This is a genomic window from Streptomyces sp. NPDC052396, assembly GCF_044593195.1.
In the GTDB taxonomy this organism is placed as follows: domain Bacteria; phylum Actinomycetota; class Actinomycetes; order Streptomycetales; family Streptomycetaceae; genus Streptomyces.
The window spans coordinates 22,134-37,755 of record NZ_JBIUAW010000023.1 but is presented as its reverse complement, the minus strand read 5'-3'; the positions used below and the strand labels follow the sequence as shown (position 1 = coordinate 37,755).

Genomic DNA, 15,622 nt, shown 5'->3' with positions numbered 1-15,622 from the left:
CCGTACAGCCCTTTCACTGGCCACGCCTGCCCTGAGTTACTTGAACTTTGCACTGCCCAAATACCACTGATGCCCCGCCCTGGCCGCCTCCACGTACCTGACCGACACAGGCGGCTGAAGACATCAGGACAACGGCGATGGCAATCCAGCCGATCTTGGCTGGCACGCCCCGAGAGGGTTCCAAGCCCGCTGCCCTCTCCCGCATGATCACTACCGTCCAACGGCGTCCCACTCGACCAGCGTGACGTCGTACAGAGCCCGGGTTCACCAGCCAGGGCTACAGCAACGGGAGAAGACCGTGAGAATCGCCAGACCGACCACGGTGACGGCTGTCATAGCCACGGCGGCAATCTTCAGCACCGGACTCTCCTCTGCCGCCACGGCGGCCGAACACAACACCCGAGAACAGTCGGTGGCTGCTGCCCCCGCCCACCCGGCCGCAGCCATGGCGGCCCAGGAAGAACTCGACTCGGCTGACGGGCAACGGTTCGTGGCCGCGCTGGACGTAATCAACGAGATGCCCGACAGCGTCGCGGAACAGGGCGAGGCGGCAGTCCAGGCATACCTGGCCGAACACCTCCCTGCCGACAAGGACGGCTCGGTGGCCTCCGGCTGGTGGCAGACCACCAAGTGCGTGGCCGCCATCACCGCCGCCGTCGCCGGCGGCTCGGTTCCCGTCGTCAAGGTCCTCAAGCTCAAGAAGTTCATCAGCAAGGCCGGAGGCGTGAAGAAGGCTGCCTACCTGCTGATCCGCGTCGCCAGGGGCGAGGAGAAGATCAGCGAACTGGGCTCTACCCTTGGCGGTTTGGCATCGGCCGTGCTCGGCGTTGACTCGATAAAGAAGCAGTGCCGCTGACCGGGAAGTCCCCATCTCATGACGAGTACCAAGACACGCACGACAGCCCTGATCACACCCGTCGCACAGCAAGCCCAGGACGAGGCGAAGGTCCTGGCAGACCAAGGCCGCACGGCCCAGGCCATCCGCCGACTGCGCAAAGACTCGGGCCTCAGCCTTCATGCGGCACCCATCGCCCTCGACTTGCCCACCCAGGGCCATGCCCTGCCCACCGACTACCGACAGGCAGTGCACGCACTGCGCCAGTGCGACGCCCAGCTGGTCGGCGAGATGACGAACCTGCTCCATAACAAAAACCAGGACTCGGCCATCAAACTGCTCCGGGAGCGAACCGACATCGACCTGGCCGGGGGATACCACCTCGTCATAGAGCTGGCAGCGGAATCCGACGTGCACTGACCCCACTGGCCAGCACTTCGACACGAAGGGGAGGGTCAACACACAACCAGATTCAGGCCCTTCCCTTCCCGGCTCCGGGCGATCACCCATGAACTCAGAAACCCCTGGCCATAGCCCGCTGACAACGCCAATATGCCCTCATGCGCTTCCCCCGTTCCTCGGACCCCGAACTGCTCGACGTCGTCGACCGCTACGTCAAGCCAGCAACGCAGGGAGCCGGGCGCTACCTGCACCTCCTCCATGCAAACTTCACGCGAGACGACGAGAGCGAGCGCGCCCCCTTTCTTCAGTCCCTGAGTGCCGCCGCCCACAAGATCACCGACGAAGAACTCGAGATCCTGCTGGACAGCGAATGGCGCTCCCGCCTCACGGCCGCCTGGCTGATCGGCTTCGACCGCCGCGAACACTTCCGCGATGTCCTCGGCGACCTGCTCCTGGCCAGCCAGCTCTGCTTCGCCGGCCAGGGCTACTGCTTTGCCCTCGCACGTTTCGGCACCAACGAGGATGCCCAGCATCTGACGGCTTACCTGGACCGGTACCTTCGACGGCCTGACTGCCAGTACGACCAGCACTGGGCCATCAGCGCGCTCCTCCACATCGACAGCCGCACAGGAAGTGAACACGCCGCCCACTTCCTGGCTCCCGGCGGCCTCTGGCAGCGGTGGAACGACGCCCAGTACAGGCCGTCGCCGCCGGGCCGATTCATCGACGAACTGTGCGCTCTTGCTGCTGAAAACGCAGCCGCAGAAGGTCTCAACTCGGTGTCACAGGAAGGGGCCTGAACCATGAACCAACCGCAGAGCGTGCCGATGCCCGGCCAGGTCTGGGGCCTGGCAGCGGCGGATCCCGGCGGGCCTGTCTTCGTCACCAGCTACGACGGCAAGAACCTGTCCACCACCGTGCTCACCGCCATGGATGCGGGCGGAGGGGTCTTGTGGCGCCGCGAGTTCGACGGACACCCCAGCCAACCGCGCGTCAGTACCAGCGGCTCCGTATGGGTCGCCCATCGCGGGCCGACGGGTGCCGTGCTGACCGAACTGGACGCCACCGGCTCGACCCTGCGCTCGATCACACCCGAACACGAGCCCTTTGAGCGCCTCGGTTCGTTCGCGGTGTTGCCCGACGGTATCTGCGCGTCCTTTCTGCCCACCGAACGGAACCGCGCCGTTCCGGCCGGCCGTCACGCGCGGGTCGCACGCCACGGCGAGGACGGTTCGGTGAGGTGGTCGACACCGACTGTGCTCGACCACTTGTCCTTTCCGGGCTGCGTCGAGATCAGCGCGGAGACGAACTGGGAAATGCGCCCTTCGAAGCCGTGGGCACCGCAGACCATAGAGGCACACCACTGGGAGCCATTGCTGGTCGCCGGCCATCGCATCGCCGCGACTTTTGCCGACGGCAGGAGCGGAATCGCCGTCACGTTCTTCCTGGACACCACCACCGGTCGGCTCGTCGCCGCGACCCGTCCCGGGCCCAGTCACCACAAGGCGGTCGTCGGGCCGGGCGAGTTCCTCATCGGCTCCCAGGGTTACGGCGCGTTCAGCACAGCCCGCTATGACTCCTCCGGCGCCGTTGTGCAGGAGTGGCCGACGCACGCGATGCTGCTGATCGACCGACACGGCGCCATCACCGGCCCCGAGTCCGAGAACGTTATGCCGTCCCGTTCGCGCTTCGTTGGCCTCGATACCGATGGCACAGTGCGGCGCGGACCTGCACTGTCCGGCTACTACACCACCTACCCAGCTCTGGACGATGAAGGCACCGCAGTGTTCTGGCGGGATGGCCGACTGCTCGCTGTCGACACCGACTTCCAGATGCGGGAGCTATTCGCTTTGGAAGACGAGAAGCGCGCCGTGATGAGCAAAATCATGCTGCTCGACCAGGGGCAGGTGGCCTTCGCCCTGCACGACGAGCTCTTCATCCTGCGATCCACGGGCCTCGGTCCTTTGGACAGCGGCGTCTGGCCATGCGCGGACGGTGGTCTTCGCGGGAACCCCGTGACACACCAGTAGCGCCAACCGACAGCTCAAGGGCACTCGGAGCCGCTGATCCGGCCAGCAGGCCGACGGCTGGCTACCTCAATCGGCCGGCACTCGGTCGTATCCGGGCACGAAGATCTCAAAAGTGTCCGGATAAGTCAGGAAGTGTCTGTCCCGCAGGTGCGGGGGCTGGCGACCAGCCAGGACGGGCGAGCCAGCATCGAACTCGTCCCGCAAAGGAGGATCAACGACACTCGCGAATATGGCGAAGGAACCCAGAGGACCCCTTCTTGATCACCCTTACCTGATCCCGGCCGGATCAGTAGTTCTCACCGAATGCCTCGCGCTGCATGCGTTCCAGCCAGCCGCTGAACATGCGGGCCAGCGGCGGCACGGGCACCCCGCCGCGCTCGTCAGGCAGGTCAGCAACCGACAGCAGCCAGGCGGGCATGAAACGGAGCGTCCAGCCCGGCGCGGTCTTCCGCATATGGACCTCGAACCCCTTCCAGATCCGCTCGCTGAGCGCCGGGGCGAACCGGTCCAGCAGTTCGCGCTCCTCGTCACCGGCGTGCGCGGTGAGCTGCTCACGGACCCGCCCGGTGAGCTCAGCCAGTTGGGCGGCGGCCGAGCCGTCGGCCGCCAGCCGGCTGCCCGCCTCGTGCATGGCAGCGAGGACCTTGTTGAGCTCCCCGTGCTCAGCCTCGAGCAGCGCCAGCGCCGCCTCGTCCGCGCCGAGATCACGCAGCCGGGGCCAGAGGAACCCGTCCTCGCCCTCGTGGTGGTGTTCGATGACCTGGCAGAGCTTGTCCGTGTACCCGGCGAGCGCCGCCGCCCGCACGGTGTCGGGTGCGTCGGCCAGCTGTGCGGCGGTGATCTGGACTCGGCCCAGGTCCCGCACCATAGCCCGGTGGGCCAGGAGCATCGTCCGGTGACCCCGGGGGAGGGCGGCAAACGGCTGGGGCATGGCAACTCCGTAAGTTGTGGGGCGGCCCGGGAGGGCCGGGTGTGGCTTATGGGAACTTGTCTTCAGTGGCTTCCGAGGAGCGGCCGCCCGGCTCTCCGGGGCGCCCTGTTCGCTGATTGAGGTGTGCGCTTCGGTCGCTGTTTACGGAGTTGACGACGGGGTGTTCCTCGGGCCGACGGCACGTCGCGCGGAACGAGGAGGGGCGAGTGAACAAGCGACAGGCCCAGGTCTGGGCTGGCATCGACGCCGGCAAGGGCCACCATTGGGCGGCGGTGGTCGACGAGACCGGAGCGACTCTGTGGTCGAGGAAGGTCGACAACGACGAGTCGGCGATCTTGACGGCGCTCGGCGAGATCCTGGACCTGGCCGAGGAGGTTCACTGGGCGGTGGACATCTCCGGCACATCCTCCGCACTGCTGCTGGCCCTGCTCGCGGCCCACGGCCAGCAGGTTGTCTACGTGCCTGGACACACGGTCAACCGCATGTCCGGTGCCTACCGGGGCGAGGCGAAGACCGACGCCCATGACGCCTACGTCATTGCTGAAACCGCTCGCCACCGCCGGGACTTCGCCGCCATCGACGTTCCTGCCCAGCTCGCTGCCGACCTTGCTCTGCTGACCGCGCATCGCGCGGACCTGGTGGCCGACCGGGTGCGGATGATCAACCGGCTGCGTGACATGCTGACCGGCGTCTTCCCCGCGCTGGAGCGGGCCTTCGACTACTCGCATCACAAGGGCGCGCTGGTGCTGCTGACCGGCTACCAGACCCCGGCGGCGATCCGCCGCCGCGGCCGGGCCCGTCTGACAGCCTGGCTGGCCAACCGCAGCGTGCGCGGCGCTGACGCGGTCGCCGCGACCGCGCTGGAGGCCGCGCAGGCCCAGCAGACCGCGCTGCCCGGCGAGGACATCGCCGCCCAGATCATCGCCGGTCTCGCGGCGCAGATCCTGGCCCTGGACGACCGACTCCAACGCATCGACAGGCAGATCCGGGAAACTTTCCGCAGCCACCCGCAGGCGGAGATCATCGAGTCCCTGCCCGGCATGGGCCCGATACTCGGGGCCGAGTTCGTCGTCGCGGCCGGCGACCTGTCGGCCTACGCCGACGCCGGCCATCTGGCCTCGGCGGCCGGGCTTGTGCCGGTCCCGCGCGACTCCGGACGCCGTACCGGCAACCTCCACCGGCCCAAGCGCTACAGCCGCCGCCTGCGCCTGGTCTTCTACATGTCCGCGCAGACCAGCATCGTCCGCGACGGACCGAACCGGGGCTTCTACCTGAAGAAGCGCAGCGAGAGCTGCAAACACGTCCAGGCCGTCATCGCACTCGCGCGCCGTCGAGCCAGTGTCCTGTGGGCACTGCTGCGTGACGGCCGGGCCTTCACCCCCGCCCCGCCGGTCACGCAAGCAGCTTGACTTCGTCATTGAGGCTCCTCGGGGAGGACTCGGCGATACGGCTCGTAAGGATGCTGCTCGAAAAAGCGTGTTACGGGGAGACGTCCGGTCAGATCCCGCCATGCGGCAGTGGCTTTCCCAGGAGGTCGGCGAGGGCCTTGGTGAGGCGCTCCACCTCGGCCGACGTTCCCACGGAAATGCGCACATACCCGGGTGATCCCAGTGGGGCGAGGTCACGCACGAGGATCCGGTGGTCCATCGCGAGCCGCTTGACCAGTCCGGCGGCGTCGGCCTGCCACTCGTCCGGAATGCGGGCCATCACGAAGTTGGTGACGGACGGGATGCAGCGGAAGCCGAGCTTGTCCAGATACCCGTGGAGCAGATGCCGGGTCCGGGCATTCTCCGACCGCACGCGGGCCATGTGCTCCGGGTGTTCCAAGGCCCGTAGCACTGCTCGCTGGGCAGCCCGGTTGACGTTGAAGGGCAGGGCCTGGGCGGTCGCCGCGACGCGAGCGACGAGGTCCGCCGGGCCAATGGCCACGCCGAGCCGCACGGCCGCGAGCCCCCATGCCTTGGAGAAGGTGCGCAGTACCACCAGCCGGCGGCCCTCGGCCAAGGCGGCCAGGGCGAACTCGTGGGCGGGGCCCGCGTAGTCCAGGTAGGCCTCGTCGAGGACGAGGATGGCTCTGCCGCGTTCGGCAGCATCCACCAGCCGGTGAACGCCGGCCCGGTCAAGGACGGTGCCAGTCGGGTTGACCGGGTTGCAGACGAACGCGAGGGCGGCGGAGCCCCGGTTCAGCTCGTCGGCGAGCGCCTCGACCGGAACCGCCGCGTCGTGCAGCGGCAGGGTGTGGGCAGCCGCTCCCACCGACGCGGCGGAGAGCACGTACCCGGGGAAGGTTCCGGCGGTGGTGAGCACACAGGCGCCAGGCTCGCGGAGGAACGTCAGTGAGGCGAGCAGCACGAGCTCGTCGGTGCCGTTGCCGACCGCGATCATCTCCGGTGCGACCCCGAAGTGGGCAGCGAGTACCGCCCGCAGCTCAGTGCACTCGCTGCCCGGGTAGCGATGAAGGAAGGCGCCCGTCTCCGCGTGCACCGCCTCGATGGCGCCGGGTGGGGGCCCGTAGGGATTCTCATTGAGGTGCAGTCGGAGATATTCGCCCTCGGGGAGCTCAGTGTCGGCGAAGAAACCGGCGGGCAGGGCCCGGCCCAGGTTCATGGCGTGGCCTCGCAATTGTTCAAAGCGGTACGGGAATGGAGTAGAGAAATCAGGGAGAAGGGGTGCGGAACACGGGGCCGGGTCCAGCGGGTCAACCGAGCCGGACACGGGCGAGGGTCTTCAGCCGGCCGTCGTCCCGGCCGAGCAGTGACCGGCAGCGGAACCGCTGGATCTTGCCGCTGGGTGTCCTGGGCAGTCCGCCCCGCTCGACGAAGACACACTCGTCGAGCGCGATGCCCGACTTCTCCCGGGCGACAGCAGCGGCCCGGTCGGCGATGAGCGCCAAGTCGTCGCGGGCGCGCTGGGGTTCGAGGAAAAGCACCAGCCGGGGCGGTCCGGAGGCGGCCACGTCGACCAGGGCCGAGCACCCGGCTCGGACAGGGCCGAGCGCCTCGACCGCGGACTCGACCTCACCGGCGTAGACATTGCGGCCGCCCACCGAGATGAGGTCGTCGGCGCGGCCCACGAAGTAGACCTCGCTGTCGTGGACGAAGCCAAGGTCGCCGGTGTGCAGGGCGCCGTCGCGGAACGTCTCAGAGGTACGTCCGGGGTCGCCGTGGTAGCCGGTGGCGAGGCTTGGGGAGGAGACGACCAGCTCCGCCACGCGGTCCGGGTGCGCGGCTCGTACCGTCACGCGCGGCAGCGGCGGGCCGTTGGAGACGAGCAGGGTGGCGCCCGGCGTCCCGTCGGCTACTGGCACGATCCGGCCGGCGTTAAGCGCGCTGCCGTCGAAGGAGCGCGCCACCGGGTCGGTGGCACGCGGGGTGGCGGCCACCGCGAGGGTCGCCTCGGCCATGCCGTAGGCGGGCATGAAGACGGCACGGGTGAGACCGGAGGGGCCGAAGGCGGTGGCGGCGGCCTCCAGGGTGTCCCAGTCGACGCGTTCCGCGCCGACGACGCAGACCCGGAGCCGGAGTGGCTCGGGCAGCACCGCACGGCCCTGGGCGCGAGTGGCCAGATGGAGCGCGGTGTTGGTACCGGCGGTCATGGTCGCGCCGAACTCTGCCATGTCGCGGAACCAGGAGCGCGGCGCCATGCCGAACCGCTCGGGCGACGACAGCACGAAGTCGTAGTCGAACACCCAGGCGTGCAGCAGTGTTCCGAACATGCCCATGTCATGGGACAGCGGTAACCAGGAGGCGATGGATTCCGCGCCGGGCCGCCCGCCCGACATCTCGCGCAGCATGGCCAGTTGGGCGCCGATGGCCCGGGCACTGAGCTCGCATCCCTTGGGTGAACCGGTGCTGCCGGACGAGAACTGGATAAACGCCGTCTCCTCGGATCCTGGCGGCGACGGATCGAGGCGCGTGCGGGCGTACCGGTGCCGGGACTCGTACAGCGTGGGCCAGGTGAACACGGGGAGCCCGGCGGTGAGTTCTTCCGGGACCAGGGGCGCCAGGTGCTCGTCCGTCAGCAGCACCACAGGGTCGAGTCGTTCGGCAAGTGCGTTCAGCCGTCGGCCGTACGCGCGGTGCGTCTGGCCGCGGGCCGGGAGCGGCATCGAGGCCACGGCGCCGCCCGCCAGCCAGACCGCCAGCAGCCCGCGCACGGTGTGAGCGGAGTTGGTGAGGACGGTGGCCACCCGGGTGCCGGGCCGTACCCCGGCCGCCCGCAGGACGACGGCCATGCCGTGGGCGTCGGCGACGATGTCGCGCCACGGGGTGTGGCCGAAGCCGTTCTCCTCCCAGTGGTGCAGCACCCCGTGGGTGTCCCGCCGGACGAGCGGCTCCCAGAGCTCCTGTGCGGTGGGCGCCATGGTCACTCCACGTCCACCAGGGACACGGCGGACTCACGGGTGCGCTCCGCCATGGGCGCGATCTTCTGCTGAGTGGCGAGGAGTTCGTCCCGGCTGAGCCGGCTGCCAATGGCCCTGCCGATCCCTGCCTCACGCAGGGTCATGCGCTCGGGGTCGATCCGGATCACCTTCCAGGCCAGCCCGGTCTTTTCCAGCGCCCAGATGAAGGTCGCGGAGATATCGACCTCGTACCACTTCATCCCGTGTCGCGCCGACCGCGGGAAGGCGTGGTGGTTGTTGTGCCAGGCTTCGCCGAAGGACGGGACAGCGAGCCAGGCGACGTTGCGCGAGTGGTCGGTGGTGGAGAAACGGCGGCGGCCGAAGTAGTGGCCTATGGAGTTCACCGCGTACGTCATGTGGTTGATAAGGAAGATACGGACGAGACCGCCCCAGAGGATCCCGGTGAGCAACGCCTGCACCGAGCCGCCGGTGACGGCGAAGGCCAGCAAGCCGGGGAGGATGAGGCCGCCAACTACAATGGCGGCGAATTTCTCGCTGAGCCACCGCAGCGGCTTCTCCCGCACCAGGTCCGGGCAGTAGCGGATCGGGTCGGAGCTGAGATTCTCCTCGAAGAGCCACCCGAGGTGGGCGTGCCACATGCCGGCAAGCGCCCCCTTGAACCCGGGTTCGAAGCCGAGGTGCGGGCTGTGCGGATCGCCCTCCTTGTCGGCGACCCGGTGGTGCTTGCGGTGGTGGGCGGCCCAGATGATCGGCGGGCCCTGGCCGGCCAGCACACCCGCGGTGGCGAGCGCCACCCGGACCGGCTTGTGGGTCTCGAACGAGCGATGGGTCAGCATCCGGTGGTAGCCGGTGGAGATGCCGATCCCAGAGATCACATACATGACGACCGTGACCAGCACATCCGTCCAGCCGAAGACGCGGTTCCAGGCCAGCGTCATGGCAGCCGCCAGCGCCAGCAACGGTACGACGGAGACGACCAGCATGTACCAGCGGTGTTCCTTGCCGTCCACTCACCCTCCCTTTCTCTCGGTCTTGATCACACGCCGGAGGTCGTCTCCGGGTCGAACTCGGTACGCAGCGGGGGCAGCAGCAGCGCGAGCAGGGCGGCACACGCGTTGAGCGCGGTGCCGAGGAGGAACGCCGAGTGGAAGCTGGCCAGCAGCGCGTCGGGCAGCGCTCTTCCCGCCGTGAGCTGGTGGTCGAACCGGCTGTTGGCCAGCGTGGCGAGGACCGCGAGCCCGGTGGCGCCACCGATCTGCTGGCCCGTGTTGAGCACGCCGGAGGCAGCCCCCGACTCGGCCCTCGGCACCCCGCTGACCGCCGCCGTCACCAGCGGCACCATCGCCAGCCCGTATCCGGCGGCGCACAGCAGGAGGGTGGGCAGGAGGTCGCTCGGGTACGAGGCCTTGACCGGCGAGTCCAGCAGCAGGGCGAGCCCGCAGGTGGCCGTGGCGAGCCCGGTGAAGCACAGCAGCCGCCCGCCCAGCCGGGGCAGGAGCTGGATGGCGATCCCGGAGAACGCGGCCATCGTGACGCCGAACGGGGCCCAGGAGAGTCCCGCCCGCAACGGTGACCAGTGCTGGAGGGTCTGCATGTACTGGGTGAGGAAGAAGAAGATCCCGTACAGCCCGGAGGCGGCGAGCAGCATCATCACGTTGGCTGTGGCGATCTGCCGGCGGGCGAAGAGGCCTAGCCGGATCAGCGGTTCCGGGGCGCGCTGCTCGCGGATGAGGAAGGCCACCAGGAGCACCGCCGCACCGACGAGCCCCGACAGGGTCGCGGTGGAGCCCCAGGGGCGGTGGCTGGTGCTGATCACGGTGTAGACGAGGAGCAGCAGCGACGCGGTGATCAGCACGGCACCGGTGCCGTCGGTCGCCGGCCGTCGGCCCGTCCCCTCCATGCGGTCTGCGAGGACCGGCCGAAGGGTGAGGACAAACAGCAGGACACCGACAGGGATATTGATGAAGAACACCCAGCGCCAGTCGATGAGGTCGGTGACGACGCCGCCGAGCAGCACCCCGGAGACCCCGGAGACGCCGGTGAGCCCTCCCCAGACGCCCAGCGCCTTCCGCCGCTCGGTGGCCTCACTGAAGAAGGTGATGAGGATGGAGAGCGCCGCGGGACTCAGCAGGGCCGCGCCGAAGCCCTGGGCGCCGCGCGCCACGATCAGCGTGTCCGCCGAACCGGCCAGCCCACACACGAGCGAGGCCGCCGTGAAGACGCCGAGTCCGATGAGGAAGACCCGCCGCCTGCCGAACAGATCGGCGCACCGGCCGCCGAGCACGAGAAAACCGCCGAACAGCAGCATGTAGGCGTCGACGACCCAGGCCAGCGAGGCCCGGTCGAAATCCAGCGCGGTGCGGATCGTCGGCAGCGCCATGGACACCACGGTGTCATCGATGATGACCATGAACTGTGCCCCGCAGGTCACTGCGAGTACCAGCCCCGCACCGGCGGTCGCTGCGGCCTTCGCCGCCGACGCCGCTGTGGTGGAACCAGCGGTTCCTCTCCTCAATGCCCTCACCCCTTCTGCCCTTGTGCCGTCTCGTCTGCCGCAGGCCGACCCGTGCCGGGTCCCGTTCCGCCGGCGCCTCAGGCGCGCGGTGCCGCCCCGGCCACCACCCGGTTCAGCCGGTCCATGCGAGTGGCCAGGGGCATTCGCCCCTCGAGCCGGAAGGCCGGCAGCCGCCGGCCGTCGACATCGCTGAAGCCGTACTCTCCGGCCAGGTCGCCGGTGGCAAGCACCGCACCGGAGCGCTCCAACACCTGGGGGTCGGCGGCGAGATGGACAACGGCACGGCCCACATACTCAGGGGAGTGCACGACCGCCGCCGGGCCGTCGCCCAGCGCCGCCCACGCAGCCTCGACCCGCTCGGTACGGACGAAGCCGGGGTGGAGGGAGACGGCTGCGATCCGTTTCTTCCGCAGGTCGGCCGCGAATGCCCGGCAGAGCCGGTCGTTGGCGGACTTGAAGACGTCGTAGGCCGCCTGGCCGAGATAGGTATCGCCGTCGGTGAATCCGATGCCGACCACCAGCCCTCGCCGGTGCGGCAGCATCAGGGGGACGAGCAGCCGGGTGACGTCGTACTGGGCCCGCAGCGATCCCTCGCATAACTTGTAGCGCCACATCGGCTGTTCCCAGAACGGTGCGTCGAACCGCACGTCGGTGGAGCGCTCGTACCCCGCCCAGGCGTTGTTCACCAGCACGTCGAGCCGCCCGTGGTCGGCCCGGATCCGCTCAGCCAGCGCCTCGTTGTCGGCGGTGAACCGGTGATCGCAAGGCACCGCCACCCCGGTGCCGCCGCGCGCGGTGACGTCGTCGGCGGTGTCCTCGACGGTGCCGGGCAGGCCCTCGGTGCGCATCCCGGTCCGGGTGCTGCGCCCGGTGACGTACACCGTGGCTCCCGCGCTGCCCAGGGCGAGCGCGATGCCGCGCCCCACTCCCCGGCTGGCGCCGGTGACGACAGCCACTGCGCCGTCGAGGCAGGGCGCATGCCACTCGTAGTGCTGTTTGTTCGCGTCGGTCACGCGGGTGTCCTTTCCGGGTCGAGGCCAGCGGCGTGGGCGAGGGTGCGGCGGTAGGCGACGGTGTCGGGCACCTTGGGCAGGCCGTAGCGCTCGCGGAGCTCGGGCAGGGAGCTGGGCAGGATGCCGCCGCTGCAGCGGGTCACCTCGCTCACGTCGCGCAGGACGGCGAGGTACGAACGGGCCTGCGGCGGCAGGCCGTCCAGAGCCTCGGGGCCGAGGGTGTCCGGGTCGACGACCGGGACGGGGCGTGGTTGCCGCCCGAGGGCGGCCGTGTGCTGGGCGCACACCTGGAGCGCCGCTCCCATGTCCATGGCCTCCGCGCCGTAGGTGACCCAGAACTCGCCGCCGTCGTGGCCGAGTTCGACGGCGCCGAGCACTGCCTTGGCGAGGAGGTCCTGCGGCACGACGTCGACGCGGTTGCCCGGATGGACGGGGACGAAGGGCGCCCGGCCCCGGCAGATCCAGTCCGACATCAGCTGCACGATCTGGCCGCGCGAGGTCCAGCCGGTGACCGAGTCGCCGATCAGATTGGTGGGCCGGAACACCGCGTGCGGCACCCCGCTGTCCCGGAGGAGCATCTCGGCGTGGCGCTTGGAACGGATGTAGTTGCCGGTGACGTTGATGTCACTCAGCAGGAACGGTGCATCGTCTGCCAAAGCCGCCACGAAGGCAGTGCTCATGAAGTGCACGGTACAGCCTGCCTGTTGGGCGAAATCAACCACTCGGCGGGTGCCTTCTACATTGACGGGGGTGTAGCACGTGGCAGAAAGCCCCCACTCGGTCAGGCCTGCCGAATGGATCACGGTGTCGACCTCTTCGGCGAGGGCACGGTAAGCGGCATCGCCCAGGCCGAAGCGGGGGCGGGTCACATCGGCGGGGAGCACCCGCGCAGTGCCGTCCGCAAGCGCGGTACCGCCGGGGCGGACCATGGCGATCAGCGCCAGCTGGCGGCCGACGGCCTCCTGGAGGACCGCACGGCCGACGACACCGGAGGCGCCGGTCAGCAGAACGGTTGTCACAGCCGGGCCTCCTTCCGCTCCAGCATCCGGGTGGTGACCTGTGCACCCACCGACAGCAGCGGCTCGGGCGGGAAGCGGCGTGCCATGCGGTGCCGGTCATCCACATACAGCAGCCTCGCGTACTCGGTGTCCCTGCCGAGCATCAGGTCGCGCAGGACCTTGCCACCGGTGTGGGTGGCGGCGATGCCGTTGCCGTTGAAGCCGTAGCCGTAGAAGACGTTGCCGGCCGGCAGCGAGCCGAAGTGCGGGGCGTAGTCACGGGTGATGTCGATAGCGCCGCCGTAGGCATAGGCGAAGCGCACGTCCTGCCACATCGGGAAGAAGCGCTGGAAACAGGTGTGGAGCTGGCGGTAGGCCCGCGGGTCGTTCATCCGGCGTTTGCGCAGGTCTCGGCCGAAGAAGTACAACGCCGGACCGCCCGCCCACAGAAGTCGGTTGTCGGCTGTGAACCGTGCGCAGGTGAGGAAGGTCTTCGCCTCCACCATGCCCTCGCGGCCCGGCCAGGCGATGCGGCCCCGCTGCTCGTCGGTGAGGGGTTCGCTCACCAGCGCGTAGCTCCACACCGGCACGGTGCGGTCACGGAACGGCGCGAACGTGAACTGCTGGGCGTTGGCGGCGATGACAACCTTGTCGGCAGTGACCCGGCCGCCGGGAGTGACGACCACCGGATGCGCCCCCGGCACGACACGCAAGACCGGGGTGTTCTCGTAAACGGTCACTCCCCGCTCCTTGACCACCCGGGCCAGCCCCCGGGCGAGCTTGAACGGGTTGACCAGCGCGCCTCCGGTCCGTATCGCGCCAAGCAGCGCGGGGGAGCCGATGACCGCCTGCGCCTGGGCGGCGTTGAGCAGCTCCGGCTGGTCCCGGCCGGCGATCAGGCCGGCCAGCTCCCGGTCCTCGCGGAGCCGGCGCAGCTGCGCCTGGTCGGTGGCGACCATGAGGTAGTCGCTGGCCTCGTATTCCGCGTCGATTCCGTTTCGGCGGAGGAAGCGGCCGATCTCCAGAATGGACCGGCCCACCGCCTGCGAAGCGGCACGGGCGCGTTCGGTGCCGAACTCCTTCACCAGGGCCTGGATGTCCTTGCCGATGGTGGGGGTGACGAACCCATCTGCCCGGCCGGACGCCCCATACCCGCAGTGCTTGGCCTCCACGATGCAGATGTCGAGGTCCGGCTCGGCCTCTTTGAGAAAGCAGGCGGTCCACAGCCCAGTGTATCCGCCGCCGACGATGGCCACGTCGCAGCCGGTGTCCTCGCGCAACGGCGGAGAGGGCACCACCGATTCGGTGTCATGCCAGTACACGACATGTTTGCGGGAAGTCACCGGCGCCCCTTTTCAAGGATGATGCGGGCCAGCCCCAGGTGGCGGTTGCGGAAGTGCCGGATGCTCGCGTCGAGATACCGCTCGTAATTGGCGACGCGATCTTCCCCGGCAACGCGCACAGCGCTCCCCCGGCGGGCGCGGAGCCTGGCAAGCCACTCTCCGCAGGTGCGGGCGTAGTGGTCGGGGTCATTGCGCAGACAGACGACATCAAAGAGCTTCTCGGATGCTTCGATCACCTCGGAAAGCGCCGGTATCTCGGACTCCGGGAAGATGCTCTCGATGATGAACATGAGCTCTCGTACGGTGGCTCTGTCCAGCACCGTGTTGCTGCCCTTGACGTTGGTCTGCAGGGCGATGCGGCCACGCGCGGGCAGCCAGACGTGGCAGCGTTCGAAGAACTCCCGGTAGGCGGCGACCCGTTCGCCCCGGGCGAGGCCGGGCCGGGCGAAGTGCTCGAAGGCGCCTATGGAGATGACCGCGTCGTAGCCCTCCGCGGGCTCGTGGTCGCGCCAGTTCTCCAGCCGTATCTCGGTGCCCGGCAGGGCAGCGGCCCGGACGAGCTGCGCCTGGCTGTCGCTGAGAGTCAGCCCCACGGCGTGCGCCACTCCGTACTGCTCGGTGAGCCGTCGGAGAAGGCTGCCCCAGCCGCACCCCACATCGAGCACCCGGCGCGCCCCTGCTGCTCGCGCGCCCTCGATGAGGTGGTCGAGCTTGCGCGCCTGGGCGGTCTCCAGGTCATCGGTGTTGCCGGGGGCGTGGGGGTCACCTGCCCACAGGGCACATGTATAGGTGAGGGAGGCGTCGAGCCAGAGGGCGTAGAAGTCGTTGGAGACGTCGTAGTGGTGCCGGATCGCCTCGGCGGTCGCGCCCCGGTATGCGGTGCGGCTCATGCGGTGGTGTCGGCGGCCCGCGTGGCCTCGACCAGCGCGATTAGGTCACCGACGGTCTTCACGTTCGCGGCCTGGCTCGGGTCGAGCTCGATTCCGGCCTCGTCCTCGATGGTGTAGACGATGTCGGTGATCTGCAGGCTGGACAGCCCCACCGAGTCGAAGGCCGTGTCGGCGTCGAGCACAAGACCGGCGGCCTTGCTGCCGAGTTTCTTCGCTATCAGGGCGCACACGGTGGCGACGGTGATCACGGGTGGTTCTCTCCTTCGGACGAGCGGTGTGTCCGGAACCTAACTTTCCTGCCG

General features: G+C 69.1%; 15 protein-coding genes. 5 read left to right on the top strand and 10 right to left on the bottom strand.

Features of this window, described 5'->3' with window-relative positions; genetic code table 11:
- Nucleotides 1–322: 322 nt before the first annotated feature.
- The 4 genes from ACIHFE_RS32895 to ACIHFE_RS32880 all read left to right on the top strand — a co-directional run bounded on the left by ACIHFE_RS32895 (nt 323) and on the right by ACIHFE_RS32880 (nt 3,267).
- Entirely contained in the window at nt 323–856 is a 534-nt protein-coding gene (locus tag ACIHFE_RS32895) for a hypothetical protein (protein ID WP_400112510.1), read from the top strand.
- 18 nt (nt 857–874) lie between these two features.
- Nucleotides 875–1,255 carry a hypothetical protein gene (locus ACIHFE_RS32890; protein ID WP_400112508.1) on the top strand — a complete coding sequence of 127 codons (381 nt, stop codon included), beginning with the start codon at nt 875–877 and terminating at the stop codon, nt 1,253–1,255.
- A gap of 140 nt (nt 1,256–1,395) precedes the next feature.
- Nucleotides 1,396–2,037: a DUF6000 family protein gene (locus tag ACIHFE_RS32885; protein WP_400112506.1), complete on the top strand. Its 642-nt coding sequence runs from the start codon at nt 1,396–1,398 to the stop codon at nt 2,035–2,037.
- Between the two features lie 3 nt (nt 2,038–2,040).
- Nucleotides 2,041–3,267 carry a hypothetical protein gene (locus ACIHFE_RS32880; RefSeq protein WP_400112504.1) on the top strand — a complete coding sequence of 409 codons (1,227 nt, stop codon included), beginning with the start codon at nt 2,041–2,043 and terminating at the stop codon, nt 3,265–3,267.
- 286 nt (nt 3,268–3,553) lie between these two features.
- Here ACIHFE_RS32880 and ACIHFE_RS32875 read toward each other — a convergent pair whose 3' ends face one another.
- Nucleotides 3,554–4,198, bottom strand: coding sequence for a hemerythrin domain-containing protein (locus tag ACIHFE_RS32875; RefSeq protein WP_400112503.1), 645 nt, complete (start codon nt 4,196–4,198; stop codon nt 3,554–3,556).
- Between the two features lie 206 nt (nt 4,199–4,404).
- Here ACIHFE_RS32875 and ACIHFE_RS32870 point away from each other — a divergent pair, with 206 nt between their 5' ends.
- Complete coding sequence (locus ACIHFE_RS32870; protein ID WP_400112502.1) at nt 4,405–5,607, top strand: IS110 family transposase; 1,203 nt, start codon at nt 4,405–4,407, stop codon at nt 5,605–5,607.
- Nucleotides 5,608–5,695: 88 nt separating this feature from the next.
- Here the strand turns inward: ACIHFE_RS32870 and ACIHFE_RS32865 are convergent, their stop codons facing one another.
- The 9 genes from ACIHFE_RS32865 to ACIHFE_RS32825 all read right to left on the bottom strand — a co-directional run bounded on the left by ACIHFE_RS32865 (nt 5,696) and on the right by ACIHFE_RS32825 (nt 15,568).
- Complete coding sequence (locus ACIHFE_RS32865; protein WP_400112500.1) at nt 5,696–6,805, bottom strand: pyridoxal phosphate-dependent aminotransferase; 1,110 nt, start codon at nt 6,803–6,805, stop codon at nt 5,696–5,698.
- A 91-nt stretch (nt 6,806–6,896) separates the two neighbouring features.
- The gene (locus ACIHFE_RS32860) at nt 6,897–8,561 is read right to left on the bottom strand and encodes an AMP-binding protein (RefSeq protein WP_400112498.1); all 1,665 of its coding nucleotides are present in this window, start codon (nt 8,559–8,561) and stop codon (nt 6,897–6,899) included.
- Nucleotides 8,562–8,563: 2 nt separating this feature from the next.
- Complete coding sequence (locus ACIHFE_RS32855) at nt 8,564–9,571, bottom strand: acyl-CoA desaturase (protein WP_400112497.1); 1,008 nt, start codon at nt 9,569–9,571, stop codon at nt 8,564–8,566.
- 26 nt (nt 9,572–9,597) lie between these two features.
- Nucleotides 9,598–10,992 carry an MFS transporter gene (locus ACIHFE_RS32850; protein ID WP_400112495.1) on the bottom strand — a complete coding sequence of 465 codons (1,395 nt, stop codon included), beginning with the start codon at nt 10,990–10,992 and terminating at the stop codon, nt 9,598–9,600.
- A gap of 161 nt (nt 10,993–11,153) precedes the next feature.
- On the bottom strand, nt 11,154–12,089 hold the full coding sequence (locus tag ACIHFE_RS32845) for an SDR family NAD(P)-dependent oxidoreductase (protein ID WP_400112494.1): 936 nt from the start codon (nt 12,087–12,089) through the stop codon (nt 11,154–11,156).
- Nucleotides 12,086–13,108, bottom strand: coding sequence for an SDR family oxidoreductase (locus tag ACIHFE_RS32840; protein ID WP_400112492.1), 1,023 nt, complete (start codon nt 13,106–13,108; stop codon nt 12,086–12,088). The genes ACIHFE_RS32845 and ACIHFE_RS32840 overlap by 4 nt, the downstream gene beginning before the upstream one ends.
- Complete coding sequence (locus tag ACIHFE_RS32835; RefSeq protein WP_400112490.1) at nt 13,105–14,430, bottom strand: NAD(P)/FAD-dependent oxidoreductase; 1,326 nt, start codon at nt 14,428–14,430, stop codon at nt 13,105–13,107. The genes ACIHFE_RS32840 and ACIHFE_RS32835 overlap by 4 nt, the downstream gene beginning before the upstream one ends.
- Entirely contained in the window at nt 14,427–15,320 is an 894-nt protein-coding gene (locus tag ACIHFE_RS32830) for a class I SAM-dependent methyltransferase (RefSeq protein ID WP_400112488.1), read from the bottom strand. The genes ACIHFE_RS32835 and ACIHFE_RS32830 overlap by 4 nt, the downstream gene beginning before the upstream one ends.
- A complete protein-coding gene (locus tag ACIHFE_RS32825) occupies nt 15,317–15,568 on the bottom strand; it encodes an acyl carrier protein (protein WP_400112486.1) in 252 nt (83 codons plus the stop codon). The genes ACIHFE_RS32830 and ACIHFE_RS32825 overlap by 4 nt, the downstream gene beginning before the upstream one ends.
- Nucleotides 15,569–15,622 lie beyond the last annotated feature (54 nt).